This window comes from Brevibacillus fluminis (genome assembly GCF_003710825.1).
In the GTDB taxonomy this organism is placed as follows: Bacteria; Bacillota; Bacilli; order Brevibacillales; family Brevibacillaceae; genus Brevibacillus_D; species Brevibacillus_D fluminis.
Genome location: NZ_RHHQ01000007.1, coordinates 432,782 through 451,191 on the forward strand (window position 1 = coordinate 432,782; position 18,410 = coordinate 451,191).

The following is an 18,410-nucleotide window of genomic DNA, read 5'->3' on the forward strand; positions in this document are numbered from 1 at the left end:
AGTTTACTTATGGAGAAGAAACTAGCCTTTTTAGGGCCGCGTGGAACGTTCAGCGAGGAAGCGGCGCGCTCACTGCCCATTCCAGGACAGATCGACTATCTTCCGCAGCCAACGATCATCGACGTGCTGGAAGCGGTTTGGAATGACAAAGCGGAGCTCGGCATTGTGCCGATGGAGAATTCCATTGAAGGAACAGTCAATTCCACCATGGATTGGCTGATTCATCAGGTGGATCTGCCGATTTTAGCCGAGCTGGCGCTGCCGATTTCCCAGCACCTGGTAGTGGCAAAAAGAGAAGAACCCCTGCCATTTGAAAAAATCACTAAAATTTTGTCGCATCCCCATGCGATTCCACAATGCCACAAGTTCATCAAGGAGTTTTTGCCGCATGCTGCGCTTGAGACGGTCAGCAGCACGGCGAAGGCTGCGCAGATCGTTAGTGAGCATCCGGAGGAGACATGGGCTGCGATCGGCACCAAGCTGACACCAGAAATTTACCCGCTGCAATTCGCGCGTCAAAACATCGAGGATTTTCCGAATAACTATACCCGCTTTGTGCTGGTTAGCAAGCAGCCAGTCGAGCTGCCGCCATCCGATAAGGAGAAGACGACGATTCTGATCACACTACCGGAAGATTTCCCGGGCGCGCTGTATCAGGTGCTGGCGGCATTCGCATGGCGCAAGATCAATCTGTCGCGCATCGAATCTCGTCCAACCAAGCGGGGGCTCGGTAGCTATTATTTCATCATCGATATCGAACAGCGAATGGATGATGTGCTGCTGCCTGGCGCTTTCGCCGAGATCGAGGCGATCGGCTGCGAAATTCGTCAGCTGGGGACGTATCCATTGTTCACGTACCAGCATAAAAGCGAGCATCAAACGGTCTAGTGAAAAACATGAAACGGCAACCATCTCAGTGATGGCTGCCGTTTTTTTGCGCTTCGTTCGCAAAGCATAACGCACTTGCTTGTGAAACGCGCTTTAGGGAAAAGTAAGGGGGGGAAGGGGGAGGAGAAAATGGCGGAAAAAACCAAACGCGGACCCGGCTTCAAGGACGCGAGCGAGCATGCGCATGAAGTTTTCGCCTCTGCTCCTGAAATGCATCGGGTAAAAGGAGCGTTCCAGTTTAAGCGATCGCCTTTTCCTTGGGCAAAAGCGATCGGTTCGGGACTAAGCTCCGGATTACCGATTTTGTTCGGCGTGCTGCTTGGACATCTCGATTTTGGGCTGATGGCCAGCATGGGAGGCTTTTCTTATCTATATGGGGTAAACGAGCCTTATCGCAGACGCGCAAAAAAAGTCTTGCTCGTGCTCTTGTTTCTCGCGCTTTCCCTCGGAATCGGCTCCATGAGCGCAAGCAATCGGTGGGTTACCGTTCTCGCATTGGGCCTTGTCGGCGGGATTGCCTTTTATTGCAGCGGTGCTTTGCAGATCGCACCACCTGGCGGATTTTTCTTTGTGCTCGCTTGTGCGGCGGGAACAGGGTTGCCGTATGACCCCGCTGCAATCCCGATGCGCATGCTGCTCATTGGATTGGGCGGCTTGCTAGCCTGGCTTATTTCCATGGCGGGATGGCTGTATCGACCTCATGGACCGGAAACGAGAAAAGTCACGGATGTATACATACAGCTTGCTTCCGTGCTGGAAACGGCGGGAACGCAGCGATTCGAGCTGGCGCTGCACCAAGCGGCTGTTGCGCTGCGCGCTGCTAGGGTAGCTGTTCAGCCAAGCAGGACAGTTCGTGGGCAACAAGAGCCTCAACTGGCCCGCAATGCCATATTCATGAAAAAAGCGGAAGAGCTCTTCCTTACAGTCATTCAGGTCGCCAATGAGGGTAAGCAAGAAGGAGCGAAACGGCTCGCAGCAATCATGCGCAATCTTGCCCAATTAATCGCTACCCCTCATGCCGTCATTTACCCTACGATTGCGATCGTCGAGCAACATGGCACCACCACTGCGGAACGGACGCTTTACCGTCAGCTGAAAGATGTCATTGCAATAGCGACGGGGACGAGATTGCAGATGGAGGCGCTGCAGCCATTAACCATCCGCCCAAGCCTATGGGAAAGGCTTGGTGCGGCTTTTGACCGCAAATCGCTCGTCTTGCCGATGGCGGTAAGAATCGGTGTGATACTCATGCTCGCGACAGGAATCGCCTATTCATTGGGTATCCACCGGCCTTATTGGGTTCCGCTCACTTGTGCCGCGGTTATGGTGGGAACAAGTGGAATGGCTGCCGTCCAACGGGCGCTTCAGCGTTTCGCTGGGACCGTGGTTGGCATGCTGCTTGGCAATCTGTTTTTAAGTATGAGCCCACATGGAATTACGCTTGCGGCTGTAGTCATGGTGCTGCAATTCATCGTGGAGCTGGTGATCGGGCGAAACTACGGTTTTGCCGTGCTGTTCATTACGCCGATTGCGTTAATTATGGCGGAGGCGGGCCATCCCGAGTATTCTCATGCGTACTATGTGACAGCAAGGCTCACGGATGTTTTTATCGGTTGCCTGCTCGGTCTTGTTGGAACAATGCTGCTTGGAAAACGGGCAGCTTCTTTACGGCTCCCCGCAGTCATCTGCAATACGCTGCTGCGCGAAGAAGAGCTTTTGCAGAGTATGCTTGCTGGCAAAACTAGCGAGCACGAACGTCAGCAATTGCAGACTGCCTTAATCAACACACGGATCGTTTATGACACCTCACTCAATGAAGTTTCCCGAAGCCGCACGAGCGTGGAGGCGATCTGGCCTGCGGTGTCTTCCGTCCAGCAGCTCGGCTACACGCTGCTCGGCTTGTCGGGAAAGGAGCAAGCGAGTATTTCCCAAGAGGAAAAGCGAATGCTACAGCACGCGTTTTATGAGCTTGCGCTGGCATTTGAGCACAGGCGCGCACCTGAGCCGTTACATTGGCCCGAATTGGTCGCCTATCCCGAGGTGAAGCAAGCATTGATGACGATCTGGGAACGACTGCATGTGGTGCAAGGTATCAGGCAAAAGAGCTGAATCGTATATTTTATTGAGATCAGGAAGCGGAATTCTCCTGAATGGGGATCACCTGCTCGACAATCGCGCGCAATTGCTCGTCATTGATTACTTTTTCGTGATCAGCGGCTTGTTTAAAGCCTATATACACCTCTTGCAGCTCCAGCTCCGTCAAAGCGATGCCCAACTGAGCGCAGCGATGCTTGATGGCGTGGCGTCCGGAATGTTTGCCCAGCACGATCATCTCGCGTGGAATGCCCAACTGCTCGGGATTCATGATCTCGTAGGTGCTGCGATGCTTCAGCAAGCCGTCCTGATGAATGCCGGATTCGTGCTGGAACGCATTGCGTCCAACGATCGGCTTGTTGTAGGCGATTGGGAAATGCATGGCGGCACTGACCATCTGGGAGACAGGATAAATTTCTTCCGGTCGGATGTTGGTGCCAAAGCCAAGCGCTTCTTTACGTGTATAAAGCGCCATAACCAGCTCTTCCAGGGAGCAATTGCCGGTTCTCTCACCGACGCCGTTCACGGTCACTTCCACCTGCGAAGCGCCACCCTGAATCGCGGCGATGCTGTTGGCGACGGCCAAGCCGAGGTCATTGTGGCAATGGGCGCTGAATTCCACTTTGTCGCCGCCGCGCGCTTCTTTACGTACACGGCGGAACATATTTCCATACTCATCCGGAAGTGCATAGCCTACCGTATCGGGCAAGTTGATGATCGTAGCGCCTTCACCGATCGCCACCTCGACCATTTCGACCAGAAAGTCATGATTGGAGCGCGTGGCATCCATGCAGGTGAATTCGATCCGATCAACAAATTGCTTGGCGTAAGCGACCATTTCGCGGGCTACTTCCAAAACCTCGGCGCGGCTTTTGCGCAATTGATGCTCCAGGTGAATGTCTGAAGAGGAGAGGAAGAGGTGAAGCCGTCGTTTGCCAGCATCATGCGTCGCTTTGACAGCGGCCTCGATATCTTCCTTGACGGCACGGGCGAATCCGCAAATTTCCACTTGCTGAAAGCGGCGGGAGATTTCCTGTACGGCGGCGAATTCACCTGGACTCGAAATCGGGAAGCCCGGTTCGATCACATCCACACCCATGCGGACCAGTTTTTCGGCGATCGCCATCTTCTGGTCGTGCGTCAGCGTCGCGCCGGGAGCTTGTTCGCCGTCCCGCAGCGTCGTGTCAAAAATCGAAATGGTTCGTGCAGCTGTATTTGTATTCATCATGGATATCCAATCCTCTCTGTTATCAAAATTAGTTTTCGTTACGCTCCCATGCATCCCGGGATTAGAAAACCTGGCTACGCCATGCTTTTTGGCGGAGCCGCGGTTGCACTTATACTGGATAAGAATTTTATAAATTCTTATCTGTATAAAAAACAGACCCGTCGTCTCTAGTAAAAGAGACGACGGGTCTTCACCATCGCGGTACCACTCTTCTTGGCTTCGAAAAGCCCAGCTCATGCAAGCCCGGACGCTGTGCGCATCAGCATCGCGGTTTTGCACCTGATAACGGAGGTCAGCCGGATAGACTTATCCATGAGCGATTGCTCAAGTTTCGGTCCATCTGCTCCCAGACGAGTTCAAGCCTGCCATCGACTGCGTCGCACCAACCCGCAGCTCTCTGACACGATGGTCATGGCCTTACTACTTCTGTTCGTTGCATTTCTTCGGTTTGTAACGTTATGTGCGGCTTTTTTTACAACAATAAAAAGCCTGCCATCTCTTTTGGAAAGAGACGACAGACTTGGCTATCGCGGTACCACTCTTCTTGGTTCCTGTCTTTTGCAGCAGAGAACCCTCTTATGCAGCATTAGCAAATTGTCCGGACAATTTGCTTTGCTGCGCCTCGTTACGGGGGCCAACCGTCACCCTGTACGCCATGTCTTGAGACATGTCTCCAACGTGCCGCTCGCAGGCGAGTTCCGAAACACCATCGACTGCGTTGCACCAACCCGCAGCTCTCTAAACCCGGTGATTACCGTACTACTCCTGTTCATTGCGTTTCCTCATTCTGGATTTGTTGAACATTATATCGACACAGCATGGTGTTGTCAACCATGCAAAGATGGGCTGATCGATAAGGGCGCACGGTGAGCAAAACACCTATGGGTGCATACCATGGTAAGGACTTGAGAGAGGGAGGAGAATCATTTCGTGAAAATTCATATCGTACAAAAGGGTGACACGATGTGGAAAATCGCACGAAGATACGGCGTCGATTTCAAAGAATTGCTCCGTGCGAATAGCCAACTAAAAAACCCTGACCTGATTTATCCAGGGATGAAGATCAAAGTTCCTTCTGGTAGAGTACCTGCAAGGCCGCACCATCATTCGGACAGCGGGATGGGAATAAAGGAAAGGCCGCATAAAGAAGCTCCGATCAAAGAGGCTCCGATCAAAGAGGCTCCGATCATCCCGCCACCTGTGAAAGAAGAAGAAGTACCGCCCAGCGTGGAAACAAGACCATATGAATCTCCCGAGCAGCCGGCACCACCACCACCGCCACCACCACCACCACAAATTCAGCAAGTGCCAACACCGCCAGCGCCCATTCCAACTCCACCACCAGCTCCAGTCGTGCCGCCTCCTGCTCCGCAAATAAAGGTAGCGCCAACGCCCGCGCCGCCAGTAATACCGCAACCGATACCACAGATGCCACAGATACGGCCATTTATCAAGCAGCAGCAGCCAATTATGCCGTACCCGCAGATGCCAAGTCCACAGATAAGTCCGTTCATGCAGCCGCGCCCGATGATGCCGCCGGTTACGATCATGCCGCTACCTCCAATGCCGATGCAGCCGCAACTGCCGTTTCCACAGCCGAACCTGCCGTTTCCGCAGCCGAACCTGCCGTTTCCACAGCCGAACCTGCCGTTTCCGCAACCACAATTGCCGATACCGCAAATGCAGCCGCGTCCGTATTGCCCGCCGTGTCATGCGCAGCGCTATCACAAGCTGCCGATTCCGCAGGAACCGATTTGTCCGCCGGCGCTCATGCCTGAACGAAGAGAAGCCCCTTGGGAAATGGAAGACAGCTGTGAATCATCAGTACGCAGAATGCCGAGAAGCAGTGACGAAACGAGCGAAACGGTTTTGTATCATCACCATCATCATCGTGCCATACCCGAATCGTATGACAACCCTTACATGCGCGGTTATACAGGCGGACACCCCTCGAGCAGTACGAACCGGTCGTATATGAACAGCTCAATGTATCCGGCACCGCAGCTGATGCCACCGATGCCTGGACATGAAGTCTGGCCAAGATGGGAAAAAGGGTTTGAAGAATCCTCTTCCCTGTACTGCACAGATTAACGCAATATGGCAACCATGGACGAAGGACTGTTTCCTTCTCTTGAACAAGCATTTCGCTGTCACATACATGGGGTGAAACCGCGCAGAAATGTTTATTTTGTTAAAACAAACCGTGGATTGTGGGTGGTAAAAGGATATAGCGACCGTATCAAGGCTGAGTGGGTCACACAGCTTGCCCACCAGCTCAGAGAACGTGGATTCCATCAAACCGTCCAATATATGAGTGACATCCAGGGACAAACCGTTTTTCCCTATAACGGGCAGTTTTACACGATCATGAAAGCGATAGAGGGCAGGGAAGCGAATAATTCTTCCCTGTACGACGTGAAAAAATCGGCAACCGCACTGGCTCGCTTTCACTTGGCCGCGCAAGGCTTCCCGACGCCGCAGGGACTTACCTGTTACAGGCCGTCGATCATGGACAAGTGGGAGACACGCTTGCAGCAATTCGATCAGATTGTGGCAAAGTTGAAAAAGCGGGAACCGCAAAACCGCATCGAGCAAACCATCCAGTTGATGGTGAAGGAAGTGAAGCGGGACGCTGACCAGGTGATGGAGCAGATGTACAAAATTCCGTTATTTTCCGAAATGGAGCGAGCGATCGAGCTAGGGACGATGGCGCACCGCGACGTAGCGAGCCACAACTTTTTGATCGCCCCTACAGGTAACTGCTTCTTGATTGACTTGGACACCGTCGATAATGATATGCAGCTCGTGGACCTCGTTCAGCTGATGGGACGAATGCTGCTCTTGCAAGAGTACAATTTCGATTCGTTCATGGAAGCAATCGACGCGTACCACAAAGTCAAGCCGCTGAGCGACACGCAAATTTGGATGGTCTTCCAAATGCTGCGCTACCCGGATAATGTGCTGCGTGAGGTTACAGGTGTCTACTACAAACGGCCCGGGTATTCGGCACGTGGGGTTACCGAGCTGTTGCAGATGGAACGGAAGCTCAGGCATGCCAGACGCGCATTTCTCCAATCTGAACAGCGAATATTCCAGCGGATTGGCCCGTATACGTACGTTGGATAATCAAAAAACAAAAAAAGCTGATGATCGGAAGAGATCACCAGCTTTTTAAAGCGAGGGCGTCGTCAAAAAGGCGACACCCTCGTTTGCGTGAAGTGAAGCTTATTTTTTGGACAGGTTGATTTGATATTTAGCAAATCCGCTCTCAAGCGTGGAAACGTATTTCAGCGCTGGGATTTTCTCAGCATACGCTTTTGCGTCAGGAGAAGTTTCGAACGTCACAACTGGAGCACCTTGGATAGGAGCGAAAGACCAGTTGTTATCTGCAGCAGGGTTGATCGTTTTTTGCTCCAGCAAGTAGTTGATGATCACTTGACGGTTTTCGTCTTGGGAATCGATGACGATGTTTTTGCCGTCGAGACCTGGGAAGTGGCCACCGCCGCTTGCACGGTAGTTGTTGGTAACAACCAGGAAGTTTTGGTCTGCGGTCACTGGTTTGCCGTTGTAGGACAGGTCTTTGATGCGGTTTGCTTTTTCGTTTACGACTTTACCGTCTTTGTCGTATTTTGCAGGCTGCGTCACGTCGATTTGGTACGTCACGCCATCCAGCACGTCATAGTTGTAGGTTGGGAAGTCGTTGTTTACCAAGGCTTGTTCTTCTTTTTTGTTCGGGTCGATTTGGTTGAATTGACCTGCGGACATTTCCAGCCATTCTTTCACGGTTGCGCCGCTGACTTTCACAGCTTTCAATGTATTTGGATATACATACAGGTCAGAAACGTTTTTCAAAGCGATTGTGCCAGCTGGGATGTTGGTGTAGTAGCTAGCGCCGTTGCGGCCGCCTGCTTTGAACGGAGCGCCAGCAGACAGGATTGGCAAGCCTTCCAGCTCGGTACCTTTTACGTTTTTCTCAACGAACCATTTTTGTGCGTTGGTTACGATTTGGATAGATGGGTCATCTTGAACCAAAGCAAAGAAGCTGTAGATTGGGGACGTGGTGTTGCCAACTGCAGAACGAACCCATTTTACTGTCGCCTCATGCTCGGTTTTTACAGCGTCGACGATTTTTTGATCTGCATCGACCAAAGCTTTTTTCGTTGCCTTGTCATAGATTGGACGAGCAACGGATTGGGAATCGGTTACTTTCCATTTGCCGTTTTCTTTTGTCAGCGTCAGATCGATTACACCCAAGTGGTCGCCCCAGAAGCCTGGTTGAACAGCTGCCACGCCATTGATGGTGCCTTTTGTTGCGTCGATGCCAGGAACGTTATAGCCAGGGCCAGGGAACACGATGTGTGTGTGGCCGTACATGATTGCGTCGATGCCAGGCACTTTGCTGAGCAGGTAGGTTGCGTTTTCTTCCATGCCGCTTTGGCTTTCTACCGGACCGATACCGGAGTGAGGGAGAGCGACGATCAGGTCAGCGCCTTTTGCTTTCATCTCAGGGATGAATTTTTTCGCAGACTCGATGATGTCTTTTGTGATCACTTTGCCGTCGAGGTTGGTTTTATCCCACTGCATGATTTGCGGTGGAACGAAGCCGATGACGCCGACTTTCAGTTTATGTGTTTTACCGTTTTCATCTGTTACCGTTTTCTCGATGATTTGATACGGAGTGAAGTAGTTTTTGTCGTTGTTCGGGTTTTTGTCCTTGTCATCAACATATACGTTCGCATTGACGTAAGGGAATTTTGCACCTTTCAGGCTGTTTTGCAGGAAGTCGAGGCCATAGTTGAACTCGTGGTTCCCTACGTTGCCCGCATCATATTGCAAGAGGTTCATAGCTTTGTAAGCTGGATGAATTTGGCCAGCTTTCAATGGATCCACTTTTGCAACGTAATCGCCCAGCGGGTTACCTTGAAGAAGGTCTCCGTTATCGAACAGCAAGCTGTTTTTAACTTCTTTACGAGCGTTGTTGATCAAAGTGGCGGTTTTCGCCAAACCGAATTCATCGGTTGCGTTGTCTTTGTAGTAGTCATAGTTGACCAAATTTTCGTGAATATCTGTCGTTTCCAACAGACGAAGCTTCACAACCGGTGAGGCGTTCGTACTAGCCGCAAATGCTGGAACGGCAGCGCTTACCAGCATGGATGCGCCCAACACGCTGGTCAAGGCAATACGTTGTTTCTTCATGCTTGTGATACCCCCAAAAAAATTTTTAACAGCAAATTAATCCTATCACAGGTCAGAAAAATTTGGTAGAAAATGTGGTAGTTTCCTGAAAGTTTTTGTAGATTTTTTTGAGAGGATTAGGACTTTTGTCGCTTTGTATGTTTTTGGTAGTTTCGGGGCATCCTATGAAAAAAAGACCTTAGAGGGGTTCCTTTCGATGAAACAGCGCTATTCGTATTTATTTGTATGGTCGGTCGCTTTGGTGATGTTGACAGCGGGTGTCACCACATATGTAATGACGAACACAAAGGAGACGATGTTCTCTCTGCCGTCCCTTCCGCAGCTGCTGACCGGACAGAAACCTGCGCCTGTCAAAGCGAAGGTGACGGAGCTTGTACTGGCCCACACGTATTTGTGCGGTTCGCGCGATGAGGAACGAAAACCGGTGCTAAACGACTCCATTGACAAAATGCTCGGGGATTATGCCGGTTGGGAAATCATCGGGTACCAGAACGGCAAGCTGATGCTCTTGAAACGTGAAAATGACATCTCGCCTTTGTGTAAGGAAAATGGCTACTTCGGGATCAATGAGGACGACATCCTGACGCTTTTCAACGGCATGCCCAAGGAGAAGCAGGTGATCCAAACGTACTATCCGATTAATACGTCTCGAATGGAAGCAGGCCTTCCCAAGGAAGAGGTGGAAGCGCTGAAAAAAGGCATTCGCATCCGCGACTTGGCTGAGTACAACAGCGTGCTGTCGACGTTTGTCCATTTTCAGGCGGACGGTACGGTTTCGGGTGGTCACTGAAGGATAAGCACGCTGCATTTCAAGCATAATAAGCGTGATACGGCGATCAAAAGGAGGAGTCTTTGCATGTCGACAATGCCTCGTGGCTCTTACAAAGACCAATTCCATCAGCGTTTGTATGTTCGGTTGAATGAAGGTGCGGCTCACGGAAAACTCGATTATCGTCGGATGAACGTGATCCAAGAGCACATGCAGTCACAGGTGGACCAATTCGCTCATATGCAGCACGACAATGCGGATGAGCTCGGATTGAACAAACACTAATTGGCGCCGTATCAAAAGCCTGGCTCGGTTTCGAGTCGGGCTTTTTTTCTTTTGGGAAGAAAAAGTCGCATCCAAATGCATGTTCGCTTTTCTAACTGAATATGGTACAGTTAAGAAGAAATGAGAGAGACGTAACGGAGAGTGTTCCATGCGAATTTTGGGAATTGACCCCGGGATTGCGATTGTCGGTTTCGGGATCATCGAGAAACAAGGGAGTCAGCTGCGGCCGGTACAGTACGGCAGTATCCAGACAGAGGCGGGACTTCCGGTACCGCTTCGCTTAAAGCAAATTTTCGAAGCGATGCAGAACTTGCTGTCCACCTATCAGCCAGACGAGGTTTCTGTGGAGAAGTTGTTTTTTACCAAAAATGTGACAAACGGGATCACGGTCGGCCAAGCGCGCGGTGTCATTCTACTGGCCGCCGAGCTGGCAGGGCTCCCGGTTTACGAATATACCCCGATGCAAGTAAAGCAGGCCGTAACAGGTTATGGCGGGGCGCAAAAAAAGCAAATCCAGGAGATGGTGCGCATCCTTCTAAAACTGAAGGAAACACCGAAACCGGATGACGTCGCAGATGCGATCGGCATTGCGATCACGCATGCCCAATTTAGCAATTATGTTCGATTATCGGAAGGTGCGAAAAAATGATCGATTTCGTGGAAGGTACCCTCGTTTATTTGGAATCTGAATTCGTCGTCGTTGAGACGGGCGGAATCGGCTATCGGCTGTTTTCGCCAAACCCGTATGCCTTTATTCAAAACCAAGGGATGAAGCTGCGGTTTTTCACCCATCATCACGTGCGCGAGGATGCTATGCATCTGTACGGATTCGCTACCCGGGACGAGCGCGATTTGTACCGCAAGCTACTGGAGGTAACCGGAATCGGGCCGAAAGGTGCCTTGACGATCATGGGCGCCGCCACACCTGAGGAGATCGTGCGTGCGGTTCAACAGGAAAATGTGGCGTATTTGACCAAATTCCCCGGCATCGGGAAAAAGACCGCGCAGCGTATGATCCTCGATCTGAAAGACAAGCTGGCCGGCTATACGCCGTCGATGGTGCTGCCGGTAGATGGCGTTGCTGCCGCCGCTGCGCATAATGCTCATTCTATCCTGACGGAAGCGCTGGAAGCGTTGACGGCCCTCGGTTATACGGATATGGAGATTCTCAAGATCAAAAGCGAGCTTGCGGCCCAAGCGGAGGCGGGCGCCGATGTGGAGCGGCTGATTAAGCTGGGTCTCGCCCAGTTGATGAGGGGGTAACAGAGCTTGGATGAACGAATCATTACCACCCATCTGAATTGGGAGGAAGATACGTCGGAGTTCAGCCTGCGCCCGCGCTATCTTTCCGAATACATCGGACAGCAGCAGGCAAAGGAGAACCTGAAAATTTTTATCGAAGCGGCTAAGCTGCGCAAAGAGGCATTGGACCATGTGCTCTTATACGGACCTCCTGGATTGGGGAAAACAACGTTGTCCCAAATCATCGCCAATGAGCTCGGCGTCAACATTCGCACAACCTCGGGGCCAGCGATCGAGCGTCCGGGCGATTTAGCGGCAATCTTGACCAACCTGCAGGAAGGCGATGTGCTATTCATCGACGAGATTCACCGGCTGCAGCGAAGCGTTGAAGAGGTGCTGTATCCTGCGATGGAGGATTTTTGCCTCGATATCATCATCGGGAAAGGGCCAAGTGCCAGAAGCGTGCGGCTCGATTTGCCGCCGTTCACATTGGTAGGCGCGACGACGCGTGCAGGCCTTTTGTCGGCACCGCTGCGCGACCGCTTCGGCGTGGTGAATCGGTTGGAATTTTACACGGTCAATGAGCTGGCCTTCATCGTTACCCGTGCTGCGGATATTTTGCAAATCGGTATTTCCGAGGGCGGGGCAGTAGAGATCGCCAAACGTTCGAGGGGGACTCCGCGTGTGGCAAACCGTCTGCTGAAGCGCGTCCGCGATTTCGCGCAAGTGCGAGGAGATGGCATAATCACTAACGACATCGCGGATGAAGCGCTCCTGCGTCTTCAGGTTGATGCCTGCGGTCTCGATCATGTCGATCACAAACTGCTGTTGGCCATCATCGAAAAATTCGCGGGTGGCCCGGTCGGGCTGGATACGCTTGCTGCCACGATTGGGGAAGAGTCGCAGACAATCGAGGATGTGTATGAGCCGTACCTCATGCAAATCGGCTTTATCCAGCGTACGCCGCGCGGTCGTACCGCTACGATCAGCGCTTACCAGCATTTTGGGAAGGAGATGAGCAATTGAATCCTGTTGCCAAATTGCTGATTATCGGTGGAATTGTGCTTGTTGTCATCGGGTTGCTGTGGCAGATCGGCGGTCGTTTTTTACCGTTGGGCCGATTGCCCGGCGATATTGTCGTGGAAAAGGAAAACATGCACTTTTACTTTCCGGTGGTCACGTGTATTGTCATCAGCGTGTTGCTCTCTTTGGCAAGCTATCTGTTCAAGCTGTTTAAATAAATGCATCGAAACCGGCCGTTACTGCGGCTGGTTTTTTTGTGCTTGCATTTCAAAATGGGAATTCATTTAATTAAAAAATTTTGCAGTTTACTAAAAAATAAAAATTATTTAGAATAAAGGAAAATTAATGGTTGGAGTTGACGATTGTGAAAGGGATACCGATACCAGAACGTCTCGGTCAGCAAAGCATACGCGATTCGAAAACTTGTGTGGCCATTGAAGAGTGTGGGGAGCCGATCCGTTCCGTCACCGGGCTGTCTTTGCGGATACAGTCGTATCCATATTACCAAAAGCTTGGCTTTAAGGCGGCATTGACCGATTGTTATGTGCGAGAAGGTGTCGCAAAACGCCTTGTTGATGCGGCCGAGCACTTGCCGAAAGGGTATTCACTGATCATTTGGGATGGATGGCGACCGTATGAGCTGCAGCAAGAGCTGTACGACCGATACCGCGACACGTTGATCAGCCAAGGTTGGACAGATGGCGAAGCATTGAAGCAGGAGGTGACCAAGTTTGTGGCGCTGCCCTCCGTTAATCCGGATCAGCCTGCGCCTCATTTGACAGGCGGAGCGGTCGACTTGACAATCGCCGGGCCGGATGGGTGGCTCGACATGGGGACGGAGTTTGATGAATTTTGCCCAAAGGCGAGAACACGCTATTTTGAATCGTTGGAGAACCCGACGCCAGCCGAGGCTGCGGTCAGGGAGAATCGGCGCTTGCTGTTCCATGTCATGCGAGAGGCCGGCTTCACGAATTATCAGGAGGAGTGGTGGCATTTCGATTACGGGAATCCGCGATGGGCGGCGCAAAAAGACGTCCAGCCGATCTATAAAGGAATTTTGACGTTGCAGGAACAAAAAATAGATTGAATTTTAGGAAAGTATTCAATATATTTAATTTATCGTCAATATATTGAAAATACAGGGGGAGTTTTACGTGAAAAGGAAATGGCTACCTTCACTGCTCAGTCTGGCAGTGGCTGCTTCATTCGGGCTGGCCGGCTGTAGCAGTTCAACACCAGCGCCTACCCAAGACCAATCGAAACCAGCGGAGCAATCGTCCCAGCCGGCGCAGCCTTCCGCAAATGCCGTATCATCCGATACGCTGGTTGTGGCGATCAGCTCTGACCAAGGCACGCTTGATCCCGCGGTCACTATGGACAACAGCGCATGGGCAATCACGTATTACACGTATCAGCGCCTTGTCGAGTACGATGGAGCCACATCTGAGGTGAAACCCGGCTTGGCAAAAGAATGGAAGGTTAGCGATGATGGGCTGAACTGGACCTTTACGTTGCAAGATGGGAACACATTTGCAGACGGAACGCCAGTCACCGCGGATGCAGTCAAATTTTCTTTTGACCGGATCTTGAACATCAAAAAAGGGCCGTATGACGTGTTCAGCGTGATCAAGGAAGTGAAAGTCGATTCGCCGACATCCGTCACATTCGTCCTATCCAAAAACTTCCCTCCTTTCCTCTCGACGCTCGCAGCTAACTACGGCAGCATCGTCAATCCGAAGGTGAAGGAAAAAGAACAGAACGGCGATTTGGGACAAGCATTCCTTGCGAGCAATACAATGGGAAGCGGTGCCTATGAGCTGTCAGAATGGAAAAAGGGCGAATATTTCAAGTTAACTGCCAATCCAAAAGCAAAAGCACAGCCTGCACTGAAAACCGTTTACTTCAAAATCATTCCGGATGCGACAGCACAACGCTTGCAGCTTGAACAGGGTGAGGTCGACATTGCGGAAGGCATTCCGGTTGAGCAGCTTAAGTCGGTCAAAGAGTCACCTGAGATCGATTTGATTCAAAAGCCGAGCCTTTTCGTCGATATCGTGTACCTGAACACTTCAAAGGGCAATCCGGCCCTGAAAAATCCGAAGGTGCGCCAAGCTTTGAGCTACGCGATCGACTACGATGCCTTGACAAACTCGGTTCAGGAAGGCTTTGCGACGCAGATGCGCGGCCCAATCCCGCAAGGCATGTGGGGGCATGACGACAATGCTATGCAATACAAGCATGATGTGGAAAAAGCAAAAGCACTGCTTGCAGAAGCGGGAACGAGCAATTTGACGCTCGATCTGCTCTATTCGGACAACAAGGCGTGGTGGGAAACCGAAGCGTTGACCATCCAAGCATTCTTGGCTGATGTCGGCGTCAAAGTGAATTTGAAGAAGATTGCGTATGCAACAGCACGTGAAATGATTGACAAAGGTGAATTCGACTTGTGCTTGGGTGTTTGGAGCCCTGACTTTGCAGATCCGTTCATGTTTATGAACTACTGGTTCGACTCCAACAACTTTGGCCTCGCCGGCAACCGCGCCTTCTACAAAAACGACAAAGTAGACCAGCTGGTTCGCCAGGCTGCGACCACGAACAACAAAGACGAGCGGACCAAACTGTATCAGGAAGCGCAAAAAATCGTCATCGACGATGCGCCTTACATCTATCTCTATCAAAAAGATTATATCGTGCCGATCAGCAAGAAATTGAAAGGATTCGTCTACAACCCGATGCTGGAAAACATGTACAATCTGCCAGACCTCTCCAAGTAACCGGGTAATCGAATGCAAGGGGTGTCATCATGAAGCAATTGATCGCGAAACGACTAGGACTGCTCGCATTCGTGTTGGTGGGAGTGACATTGATCACGTTTTTCATGTCGCATGTCATTCCCGGCGACCCAGCGCGGATGATGGTCGGACAGCGTGCTAGTGAGGAAACCCTGCAGGAAGTTCGTCGACAATTGGGCCTGGATCAACCGATCTGGGTCCAATATTTCACATACATGAGCGGGCTTTTTACAGGCGACTTTGGAACCTCGATCCGCACGCAAAAACCGGTAATCGACGATTTGATCGCATTTTTTCCTGCCACGCTTGAGCTTGCGTTAACCGCATTCGTCCTTGCGATTTTGGTCGGCGTGCCGATCGGGATATTATCGGCGGTAAAAAAAGACACGGGGTATGACCATTCAGGCCGGTTCTTTTCCATTGCTGGCGTATCGACGCCGGTATTTTGGAGCGGGCTGGTTGGCATTCTGATTTTTTATAAATTTTTTAACTGGCTGCCATCGAGCGGAAGACTTGATTTTGCAGTGGCGCCTCCAACCAAGATCACAGGGCTGTACGTGTTGGACAGTCTGTTGACGGGTAATATCGCCGCGCTGAAAAACAGCATATGGCACTTGATCCTGCCTGCACTCACATTGTCCTTCGCTCAGCTTGCAGTCGTCTCGCGCCAGGTGCGCGCAAGCATGCTTGAGGTGTTGGGCCAGGAGTACATCCGCACGGCATTGGCAAACGGGATTGGCGGCGCCACGCTGCTTTACCGCTACGCGCTGCGCACAGCCTTGATCCCGACGATTACGGTCGTCGGCCTGTCCTTCGGCTCCCTGCTCGGCGGCGCCGTTGTGACGGAGACGATCTTTGGTTGGCCGGGGATGGGCAAATATGTGGTGGAATCGATTGCGTTCCTCGATTTTCCGTCGATTATGGGCTTCACGTTTGTCATCGCATTTGGCTACGTATTGATCAACCTGCTCGTCGATCTCGCATACTACATGCTCAATCCGCAAATCAAACAGTAGGGGGAGAGACAGGTGTCTACAGAAGTCGTTGTGCAAGTTCCGCAAAAACGCAAGGCTGTCAATCCATTTTGGTTCAAACTGAAGAAAAATCCGTTAACGCTCGCAGGGCTTGCAGTCATCGTGCTGATTTTGCTCGCATCCGTTTTTGCGCCGCTGATCACCTCCTATGACCCGACGAAAATCAATATCATCGAACGGTTTGGTGCCCCAAGTGCCAAGCACTGGTTTGGGACCGATGAGGTAGGACGCGACATTTTTACCCGGATTTTGTACGGTGCCCGCCTGTCGCTTGGCGTCGGGGTAGCTGTCGTTCTCGGGGCCGGTTTTTTCGGCACACTGATCGGGGCGATCTCCGGTTATTTCGGCGGGCGCGTCGATCTGGCAATCATGCGGGCGATGGATATGATTCTCGCCTTTCCGTCCCTTGTGCTCGCAATGGCGGTCGCAGCGACGCTCGGGCCTAATCTGCAAAATGCGATGATCGCGATCGCCATTGTGAAAATTCCGGTTTATGTGCGGCTGGCACGTGCCGAAACGCTGGTGTTGCGTGAAAAGCTGTACGTGCAGGCGGCCATTACCTTCGGCCTCTCTTCATGGCGGATCATTTTCAAGCACATCATTCCCAATGCAATCTCTCCTGTCGTGATACAGGTTACGCTAGATATCGGCGATGCGATTTTGGTGGTCGCCACGCTTGGGTTCCTCGGTCTGGGCGCACAGCCGCCGACACCCGAATGGGGGGCCATGATCAGCATCGGCTGGAAATACTTGCTCGATTACTGGTGGTACCCTACGTTTCCGGGGCTCGCGTTGTTCCTCGCCTCCTGTGGGTTCAATTTGATCGGCGATGGGATCCGCGACATTCTCGATCCGAAAAACAACCGTTGAAAGGAGGAGCCACATGCTGCTGTCGATCCAGAATTTATCCGTTTCCTTTACCTCGATGCAAGACCAGATCAAGGCGCTGCATCAAGTCTCGCTTTCCATCGATCGCGGGGAGATCGTAGGGATCGTGGGGGAGTCCGGCTCGGGCAAATCCGTTACCGCGCTTACCGTTCTCGGACTTCTTGAACGCAATGCGAAAATTACTGAGGGCGAAATCATCTACAATGGTCAAAATGTTCTCAAGCTTTCGCCCAAAGAATTGCATGCGCTGCGGGGCAAGCAGATCGGGATGGTGTTTCAGGAGCCGATGACCGCGCTTCACCCAACGATGAAAATCGGAGACCAGCTGGCAGAGGTCATTCGCCGTCACCGCAATCTGTCCAAAAAAGAGGCGTATGCACAAGCCGTGAAAAGTTTAGAAGAGGTGCATATTCGCGAACCGCAGCTGGTGGCACGAAAATACCCGTTCGAACTTAGCGGCGGGATGCGCCAACGTGTGGTAATTGCGCTCGCAATGGCAGCCCCGCCTGATTTATTAATCTGCGACGAACCGACGACAGCGCTGGATGTCACGATCCAGCACGAAATTCTCAAGCTGATGAAAGAGCTGTCCAATACCCGTGGAACAGCGATTATGTTCATTACGCACGATTTGGGCGTCGTAGCAGAAGTTTGCCATCGGGTGGCGGTCATGTATGCGGGGGAGGTTGTGGAAACCGGTGAGACCAAGGCCGTGCTTTCTGATCCGCAGCATCCGTATACCCGCTCCTTGATCGGGGCGCTTCCCGACCTGACTGATCCGGACCAGCCGCTGCAATCCATTGCGGGCGAAATCCCCAATCTGCGCAACCGGCCACAAGGCTGCATATTCGCGTCGCGCTGCGAGCATGCCGATGATCGCTGCCGCCGCGAGCGGCCGGAATTGAAATCTTGGAACGAGACAGCAGGGGCGAATCACGGTCATCTAGCTGCTTGTTGGTTGAGGTGATACG

General features: G+C 51.9%; 16 protein-coding genes, 1 pseudogene and 2 other annotated features. Of the genes and pseudogenes, 15 read left to right on the forward strand and 2 right to left on the reverse strand.

Features of this window, described 5'->3' with window-relative positions; all coding sequences use genetic code 11:
• The first annotated feature begins 9 nt into the window (after positions 1-9).
• Both pheA and EDM56_RS08810 read left to right on the forward strand, forming a co-directional pair.
• Positions 10-888 carry a prephenate dehydratase gene (gene pheA, locus EDM56_RS08805; RefSeq protein WP_122917517.1) on the forward strand — a complete coding sequence of 293 codons (879 nt, stop codon included), beginning with the start codon at positions 10-12 and terminating at the stop codon, positions 886-888.
• A 129-nt stretch (positions 889-1,017) separates the two neighbouring features.
• On the forward strand, positions 1,018-2,997 hold the full coding sequence (locus tag EDM56_RS08810; protein WP_122917518.1) for an FUSC family protein: 1,980 nt from the start codon (positions 1,018-1,020) through the stop codon (positions 2,995-2,997).
• 46 nt (positions 2,998-3,043) lie between these two features.
• Here the strand turns inward: EDM56_RS08810 and EDM56_RS08815 are convergent.
• Positions 3,044-4,207, reverse strand: a pseudogene (locus tag EDM56_RS08815) (2-isopropylmalate synthase); the annotation flags it as partial.
• Positions 4,208-4,382: 175 nt separating this feature from the next.
• Positions 4,383-4,653: a binding site (T-box leader), on the reverse strand.
• Positions 4,654-4,714: 61 nt separating this feature from the next.
• Positions 4,715-4,992 (reverse strand) — a binding site (T-box leader).
• Positions 4,993-5,140: 148 nt separating this feature from the next.
• On the opposite strand from EDM56_RS08815, the gene safA reads away from it, so the two are divergent.
• A complete protein-coding gene (gene safA / locus EDM56_RS32055) occupies positions 5,141-6,301 on the forward strand; it encodes a SafA/ExsA family spore coat assembly protein (RefSeq protein ID WP_281274944.1) in 1,161 nt (386 codons plus the stop codon).
• Positions 6,302-6,316: 15 nt separating this feature from the next.
• Positions 6,317-7,336 carry a phosphotransferase gene (locus EDM56_RS08825; RefSeq protein ID WP_122917666.1) on the forward strand — a complete coding sequence of 340 codons (1,020 nt, stop codon included), beginning with the start codon at positions 6,317-6,319 and terminating at the stop codon, positions 7,334-7,336.
• Positions 7,337-7,435: 99 nt separating this feature from the next.
• Here EDM56_RS08825 and EDM56_RS08830 read toward each other — a convergent pair whose 3' ends face one another.
• Positions 7,436-9,406: a bifunctional 2',3'-cyclic-nucleotide 2'-phosphodiesterase/3'-nucleotidase gene (locus EDM56_RS08830; protein ID WP_122917519.1), complete on the reverse strand. Its 1,971-nt coding sequence runs from the start codon at positions 9,404-9,406 to the stop codon at positions 7,436-7,438.
• 196 nt (positions 9,407-9,602) lie between these two features.
• Between EDM56_RS08830 and EDM56_RS08835 the strand changes: the two genes are divergently transcribed.
• The 11 genes from EDM56_RS08835 to EDM56_RS08885 all read left to right on the forward strand — a co-directional run bounded on the left by EDM56_RS08835 (position 9,603) and on the right by EDM56_RS08885 (position 18,406).
• The gene (locus EDM56_RS08835) at positions 9,603-10,196 is read left to right on the forward strand and encodes a BofC C-terminal domain-containing protein (RefSeq protein WP_246009314.1); all 594 of its coding nucleotides are present in this window, start codon (positions 9,603-9,605) and stop codon (positions 10,194-10,196) included.
• Positions 10,197-10,262: 66 nt separating this feature from the next.
• The gene (locus EDM56_RS08840; RefSeq protein WP_122917520.1) at positions 10,263-10,460 is read left to right on the forward strand and encodes a hypothetical protein; all 198 of its coding nucleotides are present in this window, start codon (positions 10,263-10,265) and stop codon (positions 10,458-10,460) included.
• A gap of 148 nt (positions 10,461-10,608) precedes the next feature.
• Entirely contained in the window at positions 10,609-11,109 is a 501-nt protein-coding gene (ruvC, locus tag EDM56_RS08845) for a crossover junction endodeoxyribonuclease RuvC (protein ID WP_122917521.1), read from the forward strand.
• Positions 11,106-11,723, forward strand: coding sequence for a Holliday junction branch migration protein RuvA (gene ruvA / locus EDM56_RS08850; RefSeq protein WP_122917522.1), 618 nt, complete (start codon positions 11,106-11,108; stop codon positions 11,721-11,723). The genes ruvC and ruvA overlap by 4 nt, the downstream gene beginning before the upstream one ends.
• A 6-nt stretch (positions 11,724-11,729) precedes the next feature.
• Positions 11,730-12,728, forward strand: coding sequence for a Holliday junction branch migration DNA helicase RuvB (ruvB, locus tag EDM56_RS08855; RefSeq protein ID WP_122917523.1), 999 nt, complete (start codon positions 11,730-11,732; stop codon positions 12,726-12,728).
• Complete coding sequence (locus EDM56_RS08860) at positions 12,725-12,943, forward strand: DUF2905 domain-containing protein (RefSeq protein ID WP_122917524.1); 219 nt, start codon at positions 12,725-12,727, stop codon at positions 12,941-12,943. Before ruvB ends, EDM56_RS08860 begins: the two co-directional genes overlap by 4 nt.
• A 131-nt stretch (positions 12,944-13,074) precedes the next feature.
• Entirely contained in the window at positions 13,075-13,812 is a 738-nt protein-coding gene (locus tag EDM56_RS08865) for a M15 family metallopeptidase (protein ID WP_246009315.1), read from the forward strand.
• Between the two features lie 67 nt (positions 13,813-13,879).
• Positions 13,880-15,499, forward strand: coding sequence for an ABC transporter substrate-binding protein (locus tag EDM56_RS08870; protein WP_122917525.1), 1,620 nt, complete (start codon positions 13,880-13,882; stop codon positions 15,497-15,499).
• A gap of 29 nt (positions 15,500-15,528) precedes the next feature.
• Positions 15,529-16,533, forward strand: a complete 1,005-nt coding sequence (locus EDM56_RS08875) for an ABC transporter permease (protein WP_122917526.1) — start codon at positions 15,529-15,531, stop codon at positions 16,531-16,533.
• Between the two features lie 12 nt (positions 16,534-16,545).
• On the forward strand, positions 16,546-17,421 hold the full coding sequence (locus EDM56_RS08880) for an ABC transporter permease subunit (protein ID WP_122917527.1): 876 nt from the start codon (positions 16,546-16,548) through the stop codon (positions 17,419-17,421).
• Between the two features lie 13 nt (positions 17,422-17,434).
• Entirely contained in the window at positions 17,435-18,406 is a 972-nt protein-coding gene (locus EDM56_RS08885) for an ABC transporter ATP-binding protein (protein ID WP_183192359.1), read from the forward strand.
• Positions 18,407-18,410: the final 4 nt, after the last annotated feature.